General features: G+C 43.0%; 2 protein-coding genes and 1 pseudogene. 2 read left to right on the forward strand and 1 reads right to left on the reverse strand.

Annotation, left to right across the window (positions count from 1 at the left end; all coding sequences use genetic code 11):
• Nucleotides 1-126: 126 nt before the first annotated feature.
• A pseudogene (locus AAA927_RS12780) lies at nt 127-503 on the reverse strand (transposase); the annotation flags it as partial.
• 125 nt (nt 504-628) lie between these two features.
• Here AAA927_RS12780 and AAA927_RS12785 point away from each other — a divergent pair.
• A complete protein-coding gene (locus AAA927_RS12785) occupies nt 629-1681 on the forward strand; it encodes an ABC transporter permease (protein ID WP_338218149.1) in 1053 nt (350 codons plus the stop codon).
• 4 nt (nt 1682-1685) lie between these two features.
• Entirely contained in the window at nt 1686-2366 is a 681-nt protein-coding gene (locus tag AAA927_RS12790; protein ID WP_046811108.1) for an ABC transporter ATP-binding protein, read from the forward strand.
• Nucleotides 2367-2761 lie beyond the last annotated feature (395 nt).

The raw sequence follows: 2761 nt of genomic DNA on the forward strand, positions 1-2761 counted from the left end.
TTGAGGCCGAAGCTCGGCGCGTTCGCCGCATGGCCCAGTAGTCTCTCTAGCGCCACAACTTCTATTTGATAACGGCCTGTTCTGGGATTGTCCTCAACGACTGGCTAACTTGTTCTTGCAATTTACGTATCTTTTCCAATGGTAATAGGTGCTGCGCGGTAATTTCAGTGCCGAAAGAATAATTGATAAGCGGTGTCGCAATAACTGATCTTCTATGAAGACAAGGCAATTAATTCGTCCTAATGCTTTCCCAGTAACACCGCCGCAGCTTTTAAAATTTCAAGTTCCTCCTTTAATCGCTTATTTTCCCTTTGAAGTTGTTTGAATTCTTTGGACGTTACTTCAGTACCGTCTTCTAGCTCAACTGATTTAGCGCCTTTAACCCAATTCCGAATTGAATCGGCTGAAGGACCGTATTCCTTGGATAATTCATCGGATCGTCGTCCCGCTTTAACCATCTCCACAATGGACTTTTTTAAGTCCTCTTCATAACGTGTAACCATAAATAAAAATGCTCCTATGATGATATTTTACCAAACTAGCAAAACTAGTCCGGAATCTCATCATAAGAGCATGTATACTTGTGTATAGTAAGTTTGCTGAACTGCAACAAATACAGGAGGAACAAATGTTTTTAGCAATTAGAGAGATTAAAAAAGAAAAACTACGGTACGGCTTGATTCTAACAGTCGTCGTCTTAATCAGTTATTTGATTTTCATTTTAAGTGCCCTGGCGCTCGGGCTGGCAACAGCTAACACCGCTGCGGTGGACAGCTGGCAGTCTAAGTCCTTTGTAATGACCAAAGACGCTAATGGCAATGCCGGACAGTCATTACTGACAACGAAACAGGTGGATCAGTTAAGCGACGACAAAACCGCAACACTTGGCATTACACCAGTTAATATGAAAATTGGCGGAAAACGTGAATCCGCACAATTCGTTGGGATGAATAACGACGAGTACATCGCTAAAAACCTACAATTAACCAAGGGGCACTTGCCAAAGGCAGCTAACGAAGTCGTCCTCGCTGACTCAGTTGATAAGGATATTTACGGTATGGGGGATAAAATTTCGATTGGGTTATCTGATACGAAATATAAAATCGTGGGTTATGCGAAAAATGCCACGTATAACACCGCACCTGTTATTTATGGCGCGTTAGCGCAATGGCGTGTCATTAAGGGCGTGTCAGATCAATTCCAAGGTAGCGTAGTTAATTCAAAAACGTCACAATCGGTCGATGATAAAGCATTAAAGACTTATTCATACCAAGCCTTTATCAATAAATTGCCAGGTTATACACCGCAAAAAGCGACGTTTGGTCTCATGATTGGCTTCCTGATTGTCATTTCATTGATTGTGATTACCATCTTCCTCTACATTCTAACGGTTCAAAAATTGCCTAACTTGGCAGTTTTGCGTGCACAAGGCATTCCAAATCGTTTCTTGGCCCAAAATACGTTATTTGAGACGTTCTTTATTATGGCAACTGGTATCGTCGTTGGTGCTGTACTATCGGCATTAACTGAATTTGGGATTCCAGATAGCGTACCAATGGCATTTGATTGGGGATTGATGGGACTCATTGCGGCCGGATTGATGGTAACCGGGTTACTGGGTGCAATCATTCCGATTCGTGTGATTAGTAAGATTGATCCGGTATCAGTAATTGGAGGTTAAAAAGATGCGTGAAGAAAAACTAGCCCTTGAACACGTGACGAAACAATTTGGTCAGAAAACCAATTTAGTTACGGCACTAGAAGACGTCAGTTTAGCGTTTAAAGCTGGTGAGGTGTCGCTTATCATTGGTCCTTCAGGATCTGGTAAAAGTACCTTGCTAACCATTTTAGGCGGGTTACAGACACCAACAGACGGCTCAGTTCGTTTGAATGGTCACGACATCAGTGATTTGAGTACCAAAGAAGCCGAAAAAACACGACTTGAACAAATCGGTTTCGTCTTACAGGCGTACAATCTCGTGCCATATTTAACCGTAGCAGACCAATTCAAACTTGTTGACCAGGTGAAGCCTAACAATAACCTCAGTCAAGATGGATTTGACAAAATTATTGAAACGCTAGGCATTCAAAAATTATTAAACAAATACCCTGGCGAATTGTCTGGCGGTCAACAACAGCGTGTTGCAATTGCCCGTGCGTTGTATACAGACCCGGCGATCATCCTAGCCGATGAACCTACGGCAGCATTAGATACGGCACGTGTCAAAGAAGTTGGCCAACTTTTTGCTAATATTGCGCATGACGAGGAAAAAGCAGTCGTCATCGTCACGCACGATGATCGTCTGCGAGAGTTTTCTGATAATGTGTACAAAATTGTCGACGGAAAACTATCTAATACGGACTGATTAACACACTTGCTCTTATGCTGATATTCCGGACTAGTTTTTCTCGTTTGGTAAAATATCATCATAAGAGCAATAGATTATTTAGTCGTAAATTGCAAGAACAAGTTAGCCAGTCGTTGAGGACAATCCCAGAACAGGCCGTTATCAAATAGAAGTTGTGGCGCTAGAGAGACTACTGGGCCATGCGGCGAACGCGCCGAGCTTCGGCCTCAAAGTTTTGCTGGGGTGTGCAGTAGCCCTGTTGTTTGCGAGGCAACTGATTCAAGCGCCTCAATTTTCAAGTCAAGTGCAACGATGATAACGAATTCTTGATAGTGGTCTAGGCTGTTACGCCATGCATCGGTAGTAATCGCATGGGCGAAGATAGTTCAGAATACGTCTGGGACGATGGTTCA

The organism is Lacticaseibacillus salsurivasis, from assembly GCF_036246225.1.
Classification (GTDB): domain Bacteria; phylum Bacillota; class Bacilli; order Lactobacillales; family Lactobacillaceae; genus Lacticaseibacillus; species Lacticaseibacillus salsurivasis.